We start from the raw sequence: 16,545 nt of genomic DNA on the forward strand, positions 1-16,545 counted from the left end.
ATTCTTTAGTGTCAGTGTAGCTTATTTCAAGTCATCGATAAACGCGATGGCACGACCAATATAGCTAGCTGGCGTCATCTCTTTCAATGCGGCTTTTTCTGCTTCTGGTAGTGCTAATGTATCAACGAATGCACGCATAGAATCACCGTCTACACGTTTACCACGAGTTAACTCTTTAAGCTTCTCGTATGGCTTCTCAATACCGTAACGACGCATTACGGTTTGGATTGGCTCCGCAAGTACTTCCCAGTTTTGATCAAGTTCATCAAGTAAGCTTTGCTCGTTTACTTGCAGCTTAGAGATACCTTTGCGTGTTGCTTGGTATGCAATTAACGAGTGACCAAAGCCAACACCTAACGTACGTAATACCGTTGAGTCTGTTAAATCACGTTGCCAGCGAGATACTGGAAGCTTTTGTGCTAGGTGAGTGAACAACGCATTGGCAATACCTAGGTTACCTTCAGAGTTTTCAAAATCGATAGGATTTACTTTATGTGGCATTGTTGAAGAGCCAATTTCACCTGCAACTGTTTTTTGCTTGAAGTGGCCTAAAGCAATGTAACCCCAAATATCACGATCAAAGTCAATCAAAATGGTGTTAAAGCGAGCAACCGCGTCAAATAGCTCCGCAATATAGTCATGTGGTTCAATTTGCGTTGTGAATGCGTTCCAAGTAACGCCTAACGAGGTAACAAATTGCTCAGAAAATGCATGCCAATCAACGTTAGGGTAGGCGCTGATGTGGGCGTTATAGTTACCTACAGCACCGTTGATCTTGCCAAGTAACTCTACGTTAGCGATTTGGTCACGTTGACGTTGCAAACGCACATAAACGTTGGCCATTTCTTTACCAAGTGTTGAAGGTGAAGCAGGCTGACCGTGTGTACGGCTCATCATAGGCACTGTTTTGTATTCAACAGCAAGTGCTTTTATGTCAGCTAAAATATCGTCAAGCATAGGTAGTAATACTTGCTCACGACACTCTTTAAGCATCAATGCATGAGATAAATTGTTGATGTCTTCTGACGTACAAGCAAAATGGATAAATTCAGTAACGGCATTTAGTTCAGCACTATCTGCAACTTTTTCTTTTAAGAAATACTCAACCGCTTTAACGTCGTGATTAGTTGTTGCTTCAATCGTTTTAACGCGAGCAGCATCTTCTTCATTGAAGTTTGCAACAATGGCATCTAATACCTTGTTTGCTTCATCACTAAACGCTGGAACTTCTTCAATGTCGGCTGTTTCAGCTAGTTTTTGTAACCAGCGTACTTCTACGGTTACACGATATTTTATCAGACCAAATTCACTGAAGATTGGGCGAAGGTCTTTCGTTTTACTGCCGTATCGACCATCAACTGGTGATACTGCGCTTAAAGCTGAAAGTTCCATAGTGTGTTATTCCTATAAAGTTAAGTTAATTTGTTAAAAGTTCTTCGGCACATGCCACCATTTTGGCACGTGAAAACAATATGTTTCTTCTTTTACCACCGAGTTGTCGCCACAACACGGCAGCGCGCAGGCCAGCAAGCAATAGGGCTCTTATTTTATATTGGTTGCTTGGTTGTTTAAGTAGTTCGGGGTTACCCAATACTTGAATAGGCGCTGATAACGGACTGATCACATCGCTATAGATGCTAGCGAGACTAGCCACTAATGTTTCGTCGGTTATATCAAAATGAGCAAGTTGACGTTCACATTGTGCTATACGTTCGCCTAATGTCGCTAACGCTTTTGGATTTTTATTTAATTTTCTTTCTAGTGCAATGAGGCTCATGATGTAGCGAGCAATTTCTGTTTCTTTTGATTTGCTCTCTGTGCCGAGTTGTTCAATAACCACTTGTAAACCTAACGTCAGGTTATGCATGTCAGATCCATAAACCGCTAACGGATTTTCAGGTGACGTTTCCATAATTGACTTAAGCATCAACTCCAGCGACGGTTGATCTATGGTGCCAACGCGCGCAACCTGCTGCACAAGCTTGGCGCTTTGGCAGATTGCGGCAAAAGTAAATACTTGATGTTGTAATTTCATTATCGGATTAATGTATCTATGATGCCGCCACCTAAGCAAACATCTCCTTGGTAAAAGACAACTGATTGTCCCGGTGTTACCGCTGCTTGGTCTTGATCAAACATCACCTTATACTCGCCATTGTCTAAAGGCGAAACGGTACAAGCTACATCTTGTTGGCGATAGCGCGTTTTTACTGTGCACTTAATATCATCTTCAAGTTCAAGGCGGTCGACCCAATGTAATTGGTTAGCCACTAAGCCTTTTGAAAACAGGCGAGGGTGTTTGTTACCTTGGCCGACAATAAGCACATTACGTTTTAAGTCTTTTTCTACCACATACCATGGTTCTTCACCTGCATTAGCTAATCCACCAATGCGTAGACCTTTACGTTGACCAAGTGTGTGGTACATCAAACCGTCATGCTCTCCAACAACTTCACCTTCTGCAGATTCTATTTTGCCAGGTTGTGCTGGTAGGTATTGCGCTAAAAAGTCTTTAAACTTACGTTCGCCTATAAAACAAATACCAGTTGAATCCTTTTTGTCAGCCGTTACAAGGCCCGCTTGCTCTGCTATCTGCCTAACGATTGGTTTTTCAATATGACCCACTGGAAAAAGCGTTTGTCCCAGTTGCTTTTCGTCTAGGGTGTAGAGGAAGTAACTTTGATCTTTGTTGTTGTCATCGCCACGAATCATCTTCCAATGTCCATCGCGCAACTCGCGCTGAACATAGTGACCCGTCGCAATATAATCTGCGCCTAGATCTTCACAGGCAAACTCTAGGAAAGCTTTAAATTTGATTTCCTTGTTACACATGATATCTGGATTTGGCGTACGACCGGCTTTATATTCTTCAAGAAAGTATTCGAATACGTTATCCCAATACTCAGTCGCAAAATTAATCGTATGAAGTTTGATGCCCAGCTTTTCACACACTTTTTGAGCATCTTCTAGATCCACTGCAGCGGCACAATATTCGTCAGTATCGTCTTCTTCCCAGTTTTTCATAAACAAACCTTCCACCTGATATCCTTGCTGTTGCAGCAAATAAGCAGAAACGGAAGAGTCTACACCGCCAGACATACCGACAATAACACGGATATCTTCTGGTTTTTTGTCGCCTTGAGGGCCACTAACTGATTTAAGCACTAACGCTGGATCTAAATTCATCACACCACGACTTCGATAAAAATGGGCGCGAATTATATCACGCATTTTAGTTGCGGTTAAACAGTTATTTCCATTGAATATTGTTGTTCTTTGTAACGACAGTGAGTTAACGATTGAAGCTGAATTTTTACGTGCATTGATTTACCTTTTTGCTTGGTGACTCAGCTGTTGCTATGACTTTTTGTAATGCGCTTTTTATGCATAATAAATGGCAGCCTTTAAGCTCCACGGGCTTATACTTCTAGCGCAGTTACAAGTTTGATTTAATCAAAGATAAAGGAGCCTTTTGTCCGCTTAAAAAGTCTTCAATACAATCTAACACCATAGCGCTTCTCAACTGGTGTTTTTTCGCTTTAATTTCTTCATATGTAAGCCAGTGACAAGCAATGATTTCGTCATCTTGGGGCTGTGTTTCAAAGGTTTCACTTACGTCAAAAACGAAGGTAAACCTAAGAAAATAAAGGGTTAGCTCGGGGCGGTGAAAATAATAGATGCCTAAAAAGTAGTCGGGCAGTAGCGCTAGTCCAGTTTCTTCTTTAAGCTCTCGCTGCATTGCGCTTTGAATGTCTTCATTCGCTTCGATATGACCTGCTGGCTGGTTATAAACAACTTGGCCATTTTCAAGCTCTTCAACCAGTAAAAATTTTCCCTGACAATGTACAACAGCCGCTACCGTTGCATTGGGTTTGAATTGGCTATCGCCGTGGTCATGTTGGGCTTTATTCATGTGTTGCCTTAACAATTTTGTACTCACCGTTGGCAATGTTATCTATGCTCCAACGGCCTATTTTATATCGAATCAGTCTTAACGTAGGGAAACCAATATTGGCAGTCATTCTTCTTACTTGCCTATTTCGTCCTTCAACTATCGTAATTGAAAGCCACGTTGTTGGAATATTGGCACGCTCTCGAATAGGCGGATTCCTTGGCCAAACCTTAGGCTCGTCAATAATCTCCACTATAGCGGGTAGGGTTGGTCCATCTTTGAGCGTAACCCCTGTTCTTAGTTTCGCTATATCTTGCTGTGTTGGACTACCTTCTACTTGTACCCAGTAGGTTTTCTTCGTCTTTTTACCTGGCGAGGTTAACTTGTGTTGCAATACGCCGTCGTTGGTTAATAGCAAAAGCCCTTCAGAATCACGATCGAGTCTCCCTGCTGCATATACGTCCTTAACGGGAATATAGTTTGCAAGCGTTTCTCTGTTTTTATCGTCGGTAAATTGACTCAGTACATTGAACGGTTTATTGAACAATACAATTTTTCGATCAGCTAGAGCTGGTCGTACCTTTTCAGTCGATGGGCGCCTAAACCGCCTAGTTGTGGACTTCTTCAACGATTATTCCAAATTAAAAGTTATCAAGTATATGAATAAGCTATTTTAATGCGCTTTGAATTCCTATACTATCTGCGCGCAATAATTTTTTTACCCTTCGTCTTAGACCCTTCGTCACTTGACAAAAATGCGTAGATTATTGACATAACAATTGCAGAGAGAAACGCCAACATTTGTCTGGCACCGGTTAGGTTTTGAAAAAAAACAACCAGTTTAGGAATAACAATGAGCAAAGATAAAGCCACTATTATTTACACGATTACTGATGAAGCGCCAGCGCTTGCAACGCAATCATTACTTCCAATTATTCAAGCATACACAGCATCGTCAGATATTGCTGTAGACACGCGTGATATTTCATTAGCGGGTCGTATTATTGCCAACTTTCCAAAATACTTAACTGAAGAGCAACGTATTTCTGATGCGTTAGCTGAGTTAGGGGATATGGCTAAAACTCCGGAAGCGAACATTATTAAATTGCCGAACATCAGTGCGTCAATTCCTCAAATGAAGGCTGCAATCAAAGAATTACAGGATAAAGGTTACGCGTTACCTGATTATCCAGAAGAGCCGCAAAACGAAGCAGAAGCGTCAATTAAGTACACCTATGACAAAATTAAAGGTAGTGCGGTTAACCCGGTATTACGCGAAGGTAACTCAGACAGACGAGCACCAGCTTCGGTTAAACAATACGCTAGAAAAAACCCTCATAGCATGGGTGCATGGTCAGCAGATTCAACATCACATGTAGCTAGCATGAGCGATGGTGATTTCTATTCAAGCGAACAATCAACAACTATTGCTGGTGAGCAATCAGTTAACATTGAATTTGTAGCGCAAGATGGCACGGTAACAACGCTAAAAGAAAACATTGCATTACAAGACAAAGAAATTATTGATGCGTCTGTGATGAATAAAGCTAAGTTAGTTGAGTTCTTTGAAGCAGAAACTGAAAAAGCGAAAAACGAAGATGTATTGCTTTCTTTGCATATGAAAGCAACCATGATGAAAGTATCTGATCCGGTTATTTTTGGTCATGCCGTAAAAGTCTACTATGCATCAGTATTTGAGAAGCATGCCGAAACATTTGAACAACTAGGTGTAGATGCCAACAACGGTATTGGCGACGTTTACACTAAAATAGCGCGTCTAAGTGATGAAAAACGCGCTGAAATAGAAGCTGATTTACAAGCTGTTTATGACAGCCGTCCACCGTTAGCTATGGTTGATTCAGACAAAGGCATTACTAACTTGCATGTACCAAGTGATGTAATCATTGATGCATCAATGCCTGCGGCTATCCGTTCTTCTGGTCAAATGTGGGGACCAGATGGCAAGCAAAAAGACACTAAATACATGATCCCAGATCGTAACTATGCTGGTGTATACCAAGCAGTTATCGAGTTCTGTAAGGAACATGGCGCATTTGATCCGACAACGATGGGTACAGTGCCTAATGTTGGTTTGATGGCTCAAAAAGCACAGGAGTATGGCTCGCACGACAAGACATTTATTCTTGATGCTGCAGGTACAGTGCGTGTTGTAAATGGCGCTGGTGACGCACTATTGTCGCATGATGTAGAAGCAGGTGATATCTGGCGTATGTGTCAAGTAAAAGACGCGCCGATTAAAGATTGGGTTAAATTGGCTGTTAACCGTGCTCGTTTAAGTGAAACACCAGCGGTATTTTGGTTAGATGAGAACAGAGCGCATGATGCGCAACTTATCAAAAAGGTAAACGAATATTTACCAATGTTTGATACTGATGGTTTAGATTTACGCATTCTTACGCCTGTTGAAGCGACTAAGTTCTCGCTTACTCGTATTAAGGATGGTAAAGACACTATCTCGGTAACGGGTAATGTACTCCGTGACTACTTAACAGATTTATTCCCAATCCTAGAGCTTGGTACGAGTGCAAAAATGCTTTCAATTGTGCCATTGATGAATGGTGGGGGTTTATTTGAAACAGGCGCCGGTGGTAGTGCTCCTAAGCATGTTCAACAATTTGAGAAAGAAAACCACTTACGTTGGGATTCATTAGGTGAATTCCTAGCGCTAGCTGCGTCTCTTGAACACCTTAGCAATACTCAAGGTGTTACTAAAGCTAAAGTACTTGCTGATGCACTAGATAAAGCAACAGGTGAGTTCCTAGACAGTAATAAGTCTCCGTCGCGCAAAGTAGGGGAGCTAGACAACCGTGGTAGTCATTTCTATCTTGCTATGTATTGGGCGCAAGCATTAGCTACACAAGCTGAAGATAGCGAGCTTCAAGCTACGTTTGCACCAGTTGCACAAGCACTTGTTAACCAAGAAGCTAAGATTGTGGCTGAACTAAACGATGCACAAGGTCCTGCTCAAGATATCGCAGGTTATTATGCACCAGACCAAGCCCTAGCGAGCAAGGCAATGAGACCGAGTGAAACATTAAATACGATTTTAGCAAGTCTGCTATAACTAACGTATTTAAACGTTCTAATAAAACAAAAAGGCCGACGGAAGTCGGCCTTTTTTTGTGCTGTTTAACCTTAGTACATTCTGACAGTTTTGCCATTTATTCTAATGATGTTCACTATTAAGCTAAATTGATTAGCGTGATATCCCTATTTTTATTAAGGTAATCGCAGGTGTTTAACTAACTCAAATCCAAAAATTTTGTTTCAGGTCAAATGCCTATCAAGATTTGATTAGCTATAGTCAAGTATAGCTAAGCAGTAAAATCAATAACGTTTGTTAGTTCGAGTAGGAGATACATAATGAGCAGCAACATTACGATACCACAAGACGGTCAAGCCATTACCTTAGAAGATGGCAAGTTAACTGTACCTAATTTCCCTATTATTCCTTTTATCGAAGGCGATGGTATTGGTGTCGATGTAACACCAGTAATGATAGATGTGGTAAACGCTGCGGTCACTAAAGCCTATAACAACGAACGCGCTATTCGCTGGATGGAAGTGTATGCCGGTGAAAAAGCAACGCAAGTATATGACGGCGAAACCTGGTTACCTGAAGAAACATTAGCCATGTTTGAACAATATAAGGTGGGCATTAAAGGTCCACTAACCACGCCAGTGGGTACCGGTATGCGATCCTTAAATGTTGCTATAAGACAATTGCTTGATTTATATGTGTGTTTACGTCCCGTGCAATGGTTTACTGGCGTACCAAGCCCAGTAAAACAACCACAAGAAGTCGATATGGTGATTTTTCGCGAAAATTCAGAAGATATCTATGCGGGTATTGAATATCAGGCAGGCACCGCAGAAGCTGATAAACTGATTTCGTTTCTGCAACAAGAAATGGGCGTACAAAGTATCCGTTTTGATCAAGACTGCGGTATTGGTATAAAACCGGTATCTAAGGAAGGTTCGTATCGATTAGTACGTCAAGCGATACAATATGCGATAGACAACGATCGTGAATCCGTTACCCTTGTGCACAAAGGTAACATAATGAAGTATACCGAAGGCGCATTTAAACAATGGGGTTACGAGGTTGCGAAACAAGAGTTTGGTGCCAAGTTGTTTAACGGTGGTCCGTGGCTGTCGTTGACCAACCCTAAAACGGGTAAAGAGATCATCATTAAAGACGTAATTGCCGACGCAATGCTGCAACAAATATTGCTACGTCCAGCGGAGTTTAGCGTAATAGCAACCCTAAACTTAAATGGTGATTACTTGTCAGATGCACTGGCTGCGCAAGTAGGTGGTATTGGAATAGCGCCAGGGGCAAATCTAAACGATAAAGTGGCGGTGTTTGAAGCGACTCATGGCACAGCGCCTAAATATGCCGGACAAAACAAGGTTAATCCGGGGTCTGTTATCTTGTCTGCTGAGATGATGTTAAGGCATATGGGCTGGTTAGAAGCTGCTGATTTGCTGATCAAAGGAATGAGTGGGGCAATTGCTGCTAAAACAGTTACCTATGATTTTGAACGCTTGATGGATGATGCAACGCTAGTCACTAGTTCGGAATTTGGCGAAGCGATTATTAATCATATGTAGTCAGCTTGTGTTCTGGTAGTACCAGATCATTCAAACCAAAAAAAACACAGCCTAGCTGTGTTTTTTACGTTTATTCCTTTCTAAAAAGGAATACAGTAAATTCGTTACTCGTCCGACTCTACTTCTGTTGGCGTTATACTCGCCGCGTGATGTCCTTTTGGTCCTTCGTTTAACTCATAAGTCACATCTTGACCCGCTTTCAGTGTACGATATCCATCCATTTGAATCGTAGAGTAGTGCGCGAAAATATCCTCGCCACCATCCGATGGGCGGATGAAACCGAACCCTTTAGCATTGTTAAACCATTTAACGGTACCGTGAGCCATACTTCTACTTCCTTCTATATCCTTCAGTAAACCCTCATGCTCCCAAACAAGCATACCCGTAGTTGTGACAAAATTGCCACTTATCAAATCCTAGGCAATTTAAAAAATTAGTCAAGCATCATTTCACATTTTTTTAACAAGTGTAGCGATTTGTAGCAATTTATCTTTAAAAAAACCGTGTTTGCTCTTGAAAAGCATCTTGTGAGTCTATAGAAATAAAGTATGTAAAAACGTTATTGTCGCTTTGTTTGGCCAAAAATATTTCATAGAATAAGACAAGCAAAATTTGTGGCAGAGTCTATTATAGAGATATGAGCGGTAATAAAGAGCTTTCTGATCATACTGAGTTAGTCAAAGAGCGTATAGAACAACAGGTTAAGAAGCCTCCAATGTATAATGTTGTGCTTCTAAACGACGATTATACGCCAATGGATTTTGTTGTTGATGTGTTGTGCAAGTTTTTTAATATGAACTCAGATCAAGCAACAGACGTAATGCTTACTATACATTATGAAGGTAAAGGGAAGTGCGGTACCTACACTGCTGAAGTTGCCGAAATGAAGGTCAATCAAGTAAGCAGGTATGCAAAATCTCATCAACACCCATTACGCTGTTCCATGGAACAAGCCTAATGAAGCTGTTATTAACGTGTAAGAAGTGGAGTGATTAATGCTAAATAAAGACTTAGAAGTTTCGTTAAATGTAGCATTTCGAAAAGCGAAAGAGTCTCGTCATGAGTTTATGACGGTAGAGCATCTTCTATTGGCGCTGTTAGACAACCCATCTTCTAACGACGCGCTGTCGGCGTGTGGAGCCGATATGCACAAACTCCGTACAGACCTTGAACAATTTATTGGTGAAACAACACCTGTCATTCCTGAAGGTGACGAAGAAAGAGAAACGCAGCCAACGCTTGGATTCCAACGCGTATTGCAACGTGCGGTCTTTCACGTACAGTCATCAGGTAAAAGTGAAGTTACCGGCTCCAATGTACTGGTCGCTATTTTTAGTGAACAGGAGTCGCAAGCAGCTTATTTCTTGAAAAAGTCAGATATTAGTCGACTAGATATCGTTAACTATATTTCTCATGGCATCAGTAAACCTGACGAAGAAACAGTGCATGAAGACGTCAGGCCAACAGAGCAAGAAGAACCGCGCACGATAGAAAACTTTGCGGTTAACCTCAATGAAGAGGCGTTAAAAGGCAATATCGATCCATTGATTGGTCGCCAAGATGAAATGGAGCGTACCTTGCAGGTACTGTCTCGCCGTCGCAAAAACAATCCTTTATATGTTGGTGAAGCTGGTGTTGGTAAAACAGCTATCGCAGAGGGTTTAGCTAACTTAATCGTGTCGGATGAAGCGCCAGTGTTCTTGCAAGAAGCGACCATTTATTCGCTGGATATGGGCGCATTACTTGCAGGAACTAAATACCGAGGCGATTTTGAAAAACGCTTTAAGTCATTACTTAAAGATTTAGAAAAAGATAAGAAAGCCATACTGTTTATTGATGAAATCCACACCATTATCGGTGCAGGTGCTGCCTCTGGCGGTATGATGGATGCATCAAATTTGATTAAACCTTTGCTGTCTGCGGGTAAACTTCGCTGTATTGGTTCAACTACCTATCAGGAATACCAAAGCATTTTTGAAAAGGATAGGGCATTGGCGCGTCGCTTCCAGAAAATCGACGTGACAGAACCTAGCGTTGAAGACACAACCAAGATTTTGCATGGCTTAAAAGAAAAGTATGAAGCCCATCACGGCATCAAATATACTGCTAATGCTTTACACGCGGCAGCACAGCTTGCCGATAAGTATATTAATGAACGCTTTTTGCCAGACAAAGCCATCGATATAATCGACGAAGCCGGTGCTAAACAGCAACTGGTGAGTGAGTCTAAGCGCAAGAAACAAATTAACAATAATGATATTGAGGCTATTGTCGCTAAAATGGCGCGTATTCCTGAGAAATCAGTATCGTCATCTGAGTTAGATGGCCTTAAAACGTTAGACAGAAACCTGAAATTGGTTGTGTTTGGCCAAGATCACGCAATTGAAGAGTTGTGCAGTGTTATCCGTTTATCTCGCGCAGGTTTAGGTAATGATGAAAAGCCGGTAGGCTCGTTCATTTTTGCAGGACCTACAGGTGTTGGTAAAACGGAAGTAACGCAACAGTTAGCTAAACTAATGGGCGTGGAGTTGCTTCGCTTTGATATGTCTGAGTATATGGAGAAGCATGCCGTTAGTCGTTTAATTGGTGCACCACCAGGTTATGTTGGTTATGAGCAGGGTGGTTTGTTAACCGATGCTGTAATTAAGCATCCTCACGCTGTTGTATTGCTCGACGAAATTGAAAAAGCACATAGCGATGTTTATAACATTCTTCTGCAAGTAATGGATCACGGTACTTTAACCGATAACAACGGTCGTAAAGCAGATTTCCGTAATGTCATTTTGGTGTTAACCACGAATGCTGGTGTTGCTGAAACACAACGCAAATCAATTGGCTTTAAGCAACAAGACCACAGCTTTGATGCCAAAGACGAAATCAATCGCGTGTTCTCACCTGAATTTAGAAACCGTTTGGATAACATCGTTTGGTTTAATCACTTATCTGACGAAGTTATCGCGCAAGTGGTAGATAAATTTATCGTAGAACTGCAGGCACAGCTTGATGAAAAAGGTGTGTCGCTTGAGTTGACCAAAGAAGCTAAGCGTTGGTTAGCACAACATGGTTATGATAAAGCGATGGGTGCACGTCCAATGGCGCGCTTAATTCAAGAGCAACTTAAGAAGCCGCTTGCCCATGAACTCTTATTCGGTGATCTAACTAAAGGTGGTATTGCTAAGATCAGTGTCAAGAGCGACAAACTATGTGTAACCTGCGAGCAGAAAAAGCCATTGCTCGAAGAGCACTCTTAAGACAATAAAAAAAGCCCTGCAGTTGCAGGGCTTTTTTTATGAAAGACTATTATCTTGCACGGAAAATAATGCGGCCTTTAGACAAATCGTAAGGTGTTAATTCAACCGTTACTTTATCGCCTGTTAGGATACGAATGTAGTTTTTACGCATTTTACCTGAAATATGAGCTGTCACAACGTGACCGTTTTCAAGTTCAACACGGAACATAGTATTTGGTAAGGTCTCTAACACCGTACCTTGCATTTCAATATTTTCTTCTTTCGCCATAGGGCGTTAAACCTCTAAAAAGTGTTGTGTGCAATAAAACTGCGCAGATCATGCCCAATTGCAAAGGCAATGTAAAGCCTAAACGCGTAAATTATCGAGAATTGTTGCCAATTTAGTCAGCTAGAACTGATTAATTATTCTACTTGTGTAATTTGCCACACGTTATCAATGAGCTTTTCATGAGGATAAAACTTTGTTTTGTAGTTCATTTTTTGACAATCGTCGATTTGATAGCCAAGAAAAAGCAGGTCTTTTTGCCAATGATTGGCTAACTTTATTTGCTCAAGAATAGAGTACATGCCAATGCTATTTTTACGATAGTCGGGGTGGTAAAAGGTATAAACTGCAGACAGCGCGTTGTGAAATACATCGGTTACAGCAACAGAGATAAGCGTTGTGTCATCATAGATTTCTAAGAACACGTAATCGCATACATTCGAGTTGATAAAATCGTTAAATTGTTCATATTTTGCAGGGAACATGCTGCCATCTTGATGGAAAGCCTCTATATATTGGCTGTATAGTTCAAAATAGCTATCCTTTAATTCGTGGCTAACTTTAACGGTAAAATGTTTGTTCTTTTTTGCTAAGCGTTTTTGACTCTTGCTAGGCGTAAACTGTTTACACACCACCCGAATAGATTGGCATGCCTTGCAAGCTTCGCAGTGAGGTTTGTAGATAGAACTGCCACTGCGACGGAAGCCATTATGTAAAAGCCATAAGTATTTTTCACTATTGTGGAGCGCTTCATCCACTGCTACCAATAAACGCTCAGATTGCTCTGGCAAGTAATTGCACGGAAAGGTTTTGGTGAGACCGAACTGATAATTCATAGCGCAGATAATACCGGCTGGGTTTGTTTTAGTTTATACCCAAAAAGACTTCTTGCTCAATGGTTAATATGAAATCGTTTGTGGTCGCCAAAGCTCACTGCTAACGGTTTGATTAATGGCGGCGCTTTGTTGATTTAAGAAGTGTTGTCGCGAAATTTCCTGACTGCCCATCGAAGCTAGAAAGTCATTTTGTATTTGGCAATCGATCATATTAATGCCGTGCAATAAAAGATGTTTACTTAGTGCGAAAAGGGCGATTTTTGACGCGTTGGCTTGACTATAAAACATCGATTCACCTGAAAAGTAGCCATTGATAGCAACACCATAAAGTCCACCGACTAGTGCGTCTTCTTGCCATACCTCAATAGAGTGAGCAAACCCTAATTGATGCAGCTGCTCGTATGCTGTAATCATGTCACTTGTTATCCAACTTTCTTCTTGGCGAAAAGGTGCATCAGAACAAGCATCAATAACTTCGCTAAAAGCATTGTTGATGGTGACGGTAAAAGGGCGCTTTCGAATGAACTTTGCTAGGGTACGATTTACATGAATATCTTCGCAATGCAGTATTGCCCGCGGGTTCGGGCTCCACCACATAATTGGATCGCCTTCATTAAACCAAGGAAATACACCGTGCTTGTATGCTGCAATAATGCGCTGCGGTGAAAGATCACCACCTAAGGCAAGTAAACCGTTTGGATCGCTTAACGCGTAATCATGGGAGGGGAATGTCAGGCTTTCATCGCTGAGCCAATACAAAGCCTGACTTGTCATGGTTATTTAGCCTTTAGCGTCTAAATAACGTTCTGCATCTAATGCCGCCATACAACCAGAGCCGGCAGAAGTGATAGCTTGACGATAAATATGGTCAGCAACGTCACCCGCAGCAAAAACACCTTCAATGCTAGTTTGCGTAGCATTGCCTTGTGTACCGCTTTCGATCGTTAAATAACCATCTTTCATGTCAAGTTGACCTTTGAAGATATCGGTATTTGGTTTATGACCAATCGCAATAAATACACCAGCCACATCAATTTCTTCTGTGCTATCAGACTTCGTATCTTTTAAACGTAGTCCCGTAACACCCATGTTATCGCCTAAGACTTCATCTAATGTTCTGTCTAAGTGCAATACGATGTTACCATTCTCAACCTTGTCCATAAGACGCTGAGTTAAGATTTTTTCACTTCTAAAGGTATCTCTACGGTGGATAAGGTGCACTTCAGATGCGATGTTTGATAAATACAATGCTTCTTCAACAGCCGTATTACCACCACCAACTACAGCAACTTTTTGATTGCGATAGAAGAATCCGTCACAAGTTGCACATGCCGATACACCTTTACCCATAAAGGCTTCTTCAGAAGGTAAACCTAAATACTGCGCAGATGCACCTGTACAAATAATCAATGCGTCACAGGTATATTCGCCACTGTCACCTTTTAATCGGAAAGGGCGCTCAGTTAGTGTCACTTCATTGATATGGTCGAAAACTATTTCAGTTTCAAATTTTTCAGCATGCGCTTGCATACGTTCCATCAACGCCGGACCAGTAAGGTCATCTGCGTCACCAGGCCAGTTTTCTACATCAGTTGTAGTCGTTAATTGACCACCTTGTTGCATGCCTGTGATTAATACTGGGTTCATGTTTGCACGTGCAGCATAAACGGCTGCTGTATAACCCGCTGGGCCAGAACCTAAAATCAATAAAGGGCAATGTCTTACGTCGCTCATTTGCGTCTCCGAAGAAAATATTTAGCTGTATAGTTTGGGGCAATGGTGCGATAACTCAAGTGCAAAAATCAAATTTTTTTATAACTTTTTGTATCGTTTTTTTTACTACCGGTTAATCAAAAAAAAGAGCAGCGAATTGCTGCTCTTATTTCGTTTAAATTTTAAGCGATTTTAGTCATTCAACGCTTTGCTTGCAGGTACATACTCAAAGTTAAGCGCTTCAGCAACGCTTTCACAGGTAATGTGACCATTAATAACATTCAAACCATTAAGTAAGTGCTGGTTATCTAAAAGTGCTTGCTTATAACCTTTGTTTGCCAGTTGGATGATGTAAGGCAAAGTAGCATTGTTAAGTGCAAACGTAGACGTACGTGGTACAGCGCCAGGCATGTTAGCAACACAGTAGTGTACAACATCATCAACGATGTAAGTTGGATCTGCATGCGTGGTTGGCTTAGACGTTTCAATACAACCACCTTGGTCGATAGCCACATCTACAATAGCCGCGCCTGGCTTCATATTGGCAATATGTTCTTTGGTCACTAGCTTAGGTGCTGCCGCGCCAGGGATTAATACGCCACCGATAACAAGGTCAGCTTCCAATACATGCTTTTCTAATGCGTCTGCAGTAGAGTAGATTGCTTTGATTTTGTTGCCAAACTGAGCGTCTAGTTTACGTAAAACGTTAATATTACGGTCAAGTACTACAACATCTGCGCCCATGCCTACAGCCATTTGCGCGGCATTTGCACCAACCATACCACCGCCAATGACAACGACTTTAGCTGGTTCAACGCCAGGTACGCCACCTAACAACATACCGCGACCCGCATTAGATTTCTCTAAAGCTTGTGCACCTGCTTGAATTGACATACGGCCAGCGACTTCACTCATTGGTGCAAGTAGTGGTAAACCACCTTGGTTATCCGTGACTGTTTCATAAGCAATACATACCGCTTTGCTGTCGATAAGATCTTGTGTTTGAGGTAAATCAGGTGCTAAGTGCAGGTATGTGAATAGTATTTGACCTTCACGTAACATCGCTCGTTCAACAGCTTGTGGCTCTTTTACTTTAACGATCATTTCACTTTGAGCGAAAACGTCTTGTGCGGTAGCTAATATCTCAGCACCTGCGTCAATATAATCTTGGTCAGTAAAACCAATACCGATACCTGCTTGTGTTTCCACTAGCACTTTGTGACCGTGGTTGATTAACTCACGTACACTTGCTGGAACCATGCCAACGCGGTATTCGTGGTTTTTAATTTCTTTTGGTACACCAATAATCATAGTTATCTCTCTGTCAGAAAACGTAAAAAGTATAGCACTTTGCTGTAATTTATAAGATGCTAGTATATTGATAATTTAATAGAATATCCTGCTGTAATCCCGCTCCAAACGATATATAATTTCAATATCGGGCAATTTTTAAGAGGAAAGTGTCGTGAAGATGGAAGATAGGCAGTTGGATCGTATAGACAAAAATATTTTAACGGAACTTCAACGAGATGGCAGACTCTCAAATGTAGAGTTGTCCAGACGCGTGGGGTTAAGTCCAACACCTTGTTTGGAAAGAGTAAAACGACTCGAGTTAGACGGATTTATAATGGGCTACAGCGCTCGTTTAAACCCAACTAAACTTGGCGCCGCATTGTTGGTTATCGTAGAAATTACTTTAACAAAAACATCGCCAGACGTGTTTGACGAATTTTCAAAAGCCGTACAAGAAATACCTGTCATTCAAGAGTGTCACTTGGTCTCTGGTGATTTTGATTTTTTGTTGAAAACGCGCGTTGCAGATATGGCTGCGTATCGTGAATTGCTGGGAGATACCTTATTAAGGTTGCCTGCAGTGAGCGAGAGCAGAACTTATGTTGTGATGGAAGAAGTGAAATCTACGGAAAACATTCCAGTAAATATATGATTGTTTGT

General features: G+C 41.4%; 16 protein-coding genes. 5 read left to right on the forward strand and 11 right to left on the reverse strand.

Translation table 11 applies throughout. From position 1 onward, the window contains the following. Window positions 1-21 precede the first annotated feature (21 nt). The 5 genes from purB to QUD85_RS07380 form a co-directional block, all read right to left on the reverse strand. Entirely contained in the window at window positions 22-1,392 is a 1,371-nt protein-coding gene (gene purB, locus QUD85_RS07360; RefSeq protein WP_093328840.1) for an adenylosuccinate lyase, read from the reverse strand. Between the two features lie 25 nt (window positions 1,393-1,417). After that, window positions 1,418-2,035, reverse strand: coding sequence for a high frequency lysogenization protein HflD (hflD, locus tag QUD85_RS07365; protein ID WP_093328839.1), 618 nt, complete (start codon window positions 2,033-2,035; stop codon window positions 1,418-1,420). Further along, complete coding sequence (gene mnmA, locus QUD85_RS07370) at window positions 2,035-3,186, reverse strand: tRNA 2-thiouridine(34) synthase MnmA (protein ID WP_093329096.1); 1,152 nt, start codon at window positions 3,184-3,186, stop codon at window positions 2,035-2,037. Before mnmA ends, hflD begins: the two co-directional genes overlap by 1 nt. Window positions 3,187-3,436: 250 nt before the next feature. Continuing rightward, complete coding sequence (locus QUD85_RS07375) at window positions 3,437-3,913, reverse strand: NUDIX hydrolase (protein ID WP_093328837.1); 477 nt, start codon at window positions 3,911-3,913, stop codon at window positions 3,437-3,439. Beyond that, on the reverse strand, window positions 3,906-4,520 hold the full coding sequence (locus QUD85_RS07380; protein WP_093328835.1) for a pseudouridine synthase: 615 nt from the start codon (window positions 4,518-4,520) through the stop codon (window positions 3,906-3,908). Before QUD85_RS07380 ends, QUD85_RS07375 begins: the two co-directional genes overlap by 8 nt. A 225-nt stretch (window positions 4,521-4,745) precedes the next feature. On the opposite strand from QUD85_RS07380, the gene QUD85_RS07385 reads away from it, so the two are divergent. Together QUD85_RS07385 and icd are read left to right on the forward strand one after the other, a co-directional pair. Further along, complete coding sequence (locus QUD85_RS07385) at window positions 4,746-6,977, forward strand: NADP-dependent isocitrate dehydrogenase (RefSeq protein ID WP_093328833.1); 2,232 nt, start codon at window positions 4,746-4,748, stop codon at window positions 6,975-6,977. A gap of 299 nt (window positions 6,978-7,276) precedes the next feature. Further along, entirely contained in the window at window positions 7,277-8,527 is a 1,251-nt protein-coding gene (gene icd, locus QUD85_RS07390) for an NADP-dependent isocitrate dehydrogenase (RefSeq protein WP_093328831.1), read from the forward strand. A gap of 104 nt (window positions 8,528-8,631) precedes the next feature. Here icd and cspD read toward each other — a convergent pair whose 3' ends face one another. Next, window positions 8,632-8,853 carry a cold shock domain-containing protein CspD gene (gene cspD / locus QUD85_RS07395; RefSeq protein ID WP_093329095.1) on the reverse strand — a complete coding sequence of 74 codons (222 nt, stop codon included), beginning with the start codon at window positions 8,851-8,853 and terminating at the stop codon, window positions 8,632-8,634. Window positions 8,854-9,164: 311 nt separating this feature from the next. On the opposite strand from cspD, the gene clpS reads away from it, so the two are divergent. After that, a complete protein-coding gene (gene clpS / locus QUD85_RS07400; RefSeq protein ID WP_093328830.1) occupies window positions 9,165-9,485 on the forward strand; it encodes an ATP-dependent Clp protease adapter ClpS in 321 nt (106 codons plus the stop codon). A gap of 37 nt (window positions 9,486-9,522) precedes the next feature. After that, window positions 9,523-11,778, forward strand: a complete 2,256-nt coding sequence (clpA, locus tag QUD85_RS07405) for an ATP-dependent Clp protease ATP-binding subunit ClpA (protein WP_093328828.1) — start codon at window positions 9,523-9,525, stop codon at window positions 11,776-11,778. Between the two features lie 49 nt (window positions 11,779-11,827). On the opposite strand, the gene infA is transcribed toward clpA, so the two are convergent. From infA to ald, 5 genes are all read right to left on the reverse strand, one after another. Next, the gene (gene infA / locus QUD85_RS07410; RefSeq protein WP_093328826.1) at window positions 11,828-12,046 is read right to left on the reverse strand and encodes a translation initiation factor IF-1; all 219 of its coding nucleotides are present in this window, start codon (window positions 12,044-12,046) and stop codon (window positions 11,828-11,830) included. 134 nt (window positions 12,047-12,180) lie between these two features. Then, window positions 12,181-12,879: an arginyltransferase gene (locus QUD85_RS07415; RefSeq protein ID WP_245732092.1), complete on the reverse strand. Its 699-nt coding sequence runs from the start codon at window positions 12,877-12,879 to the stop codon at window positions 12,181-12,183. A 63-nt stretch (window positions 12,880-12,942) separates the two neighbouring features. Continuing rightward, entirely contained in the window at window positions 12,943-13,653 is a 711-nt protein-coding gene (gene aat, locus QUD85_RS07420) for a leucyl/phenylalanyl-tRNA--protein transferase (RefSeq protein WP_093328822.1), read from the reverse strand. Between the two features lie 6 nt (window positions 13,654-13,659). Further along, window positions 13,660-14,613, reverse strand: coding sequence for a thioredoxin-disulfide reductase (trxB, locus tag QUD85_RS07425; protein ID WP_093328821.1), 954 nt, complete (start codon window positions 14,611-14,613; stop codon window positions 13,660-13,662). 171 nt (window positions 14,614-14,784) lie between these two features. Continuing rightward, window positions 14,785-15,903, reverse strand: coding sequence for an alanine dehydrogenase (ald, locus tag QUD85_RS07430; protein WP_093328819.1), 1,119 nt, complete (start codon window positions 15,901-15,903; stop codon window positions 14,785-14,787). A gap of 160 nt (window positions 15,904-16,063) precedes the next feature. On the opposite strand from ald, the gene lrp reads away from it, so the two are divergent. Then, window positions 16,064-16,537, forward strand: a complete 474-nt coding sequence (gene lrp / locus QUD85_RS07435) for a leucine-responsive transcriptional regulator Lrp (protein ID WP_093328817.1) — start codon at window positions 16,064-16,066, stop codon at window positions 16,535-16,537. Window positions 16,538-16,545: the final 8 nt, after the last annotated feature.

The organism is Thalassotalea agarivorans (assembly GCF_030295955.1).
Classification (GTDB): Bacteria; Pseudomonadota; Gammaproteobacteria; order Enterobacterales; family Alteromonadaceae; genus Thalassotalea_D; species Thalassotalea_D agarivorans.

Excerpts from the sequence above, each read along its gene's own strand:
- lrp (WP_093328817.1), top strand. The coding sequence starts at position 16,064 with ATGGAAGATAGGCAGTTGGATCGTATAGACAAAAATATTTTAACGGAA.
- clpS (WP_093328830.1), top strand. The coding sequence starts at position 9,165 with ATGAGCGGTAATAAAGAGCTTTCTGATCATACTGAGTTAGTCAAAGAG.
- aat (WP_093328822.1), bottom strand. The coding sequence starts at position 13,653 with ATGACAAGTCAGGCTTTGTATTGGCTCAGCGATGAAAGCCTGACATTC.
- trxB (WP_093328821.1), bottom strand. The coding sequence starts at position 14,613 with ATGAGCGACGTAAGACATTGCCCTTTATTGATTTTAGGTTCTGGCCCA.
- mnmA (WP_093329096.1), bottom strand. The coding sequence starts at position 3,186 with ATGAATTTAGATCCAGCGTTAGTGCTTAAATCAGTTAGTGGCCCTCAA.
- clpA (WP_093328828.1), top strand. The coding sequence starts at position 9,523 with ATGCTAAATAAAGACTTAGAAGTTTCGTTAAATGTAGCATTTCGAAAA.
- QUD85_RS07375 (WP_093328837.1), bottom strand. The coding sequence starts at position 3,913 with ATGAATAAAGCCCAACATGACCACGGCGATAGCCAATTCAAACCCAAT.
- infA (WP_093328826.1), bottom strand. The coding sequence starts at position 12,046 with ATGGCGAAAGAAGAAAATATTGAAATGCAAGGTACGGTGTTAGAGACC.
- hflD (WP_093328839.1), bottom strand. The coding sequence starts at position 2,035 with ATGAAATTACAACATCAAGTATTTACTTTTGCCGCAATCTGCCAAAGC.
- icd (WP_093328831.1), top strand. The coding sequence starts at position 7,277 with ATGAGCAGCAACATTACGATACCACAAGACGGTCAAGCCATTACCTTA.
- QUD85_RS07415 (WP_245732092.1), bottom strand. The coding sequence starts at position 12,879 with ATGAATTATCAGTTCGGTCTCACCAAAACCTTTCCGTGCAATTACTTG.
- ald (WP_093328819.1), bottom strand. The coding sequence starts at position 15,903 with ATGATTATTGGTGTACCAAAAGAAATTAAAAACCACGAATACCGCGTT.
- QUD85_RS07385 (WP_093328833.1), top strand. The coding sequence starts at position 4,746 with ATGAGCAAAGATAAAGCCACTATTATTTACACGATTACTGATGAAGCG.
- purB (WP_093328840.1), bottom strand. The coding sequence starts at position 1,392 with ATGGAACTTTCAGCTTTAAGCGCAGTATCACCAGTTGATGGTCGATAC.
- cspD (WP_093329095.1), bottom strand. The coding sequence starts at position 8,853 with ATGGCTCACGGTACCGTTAAATGGTTTAACAATGCTAAAGGGTTCGGT.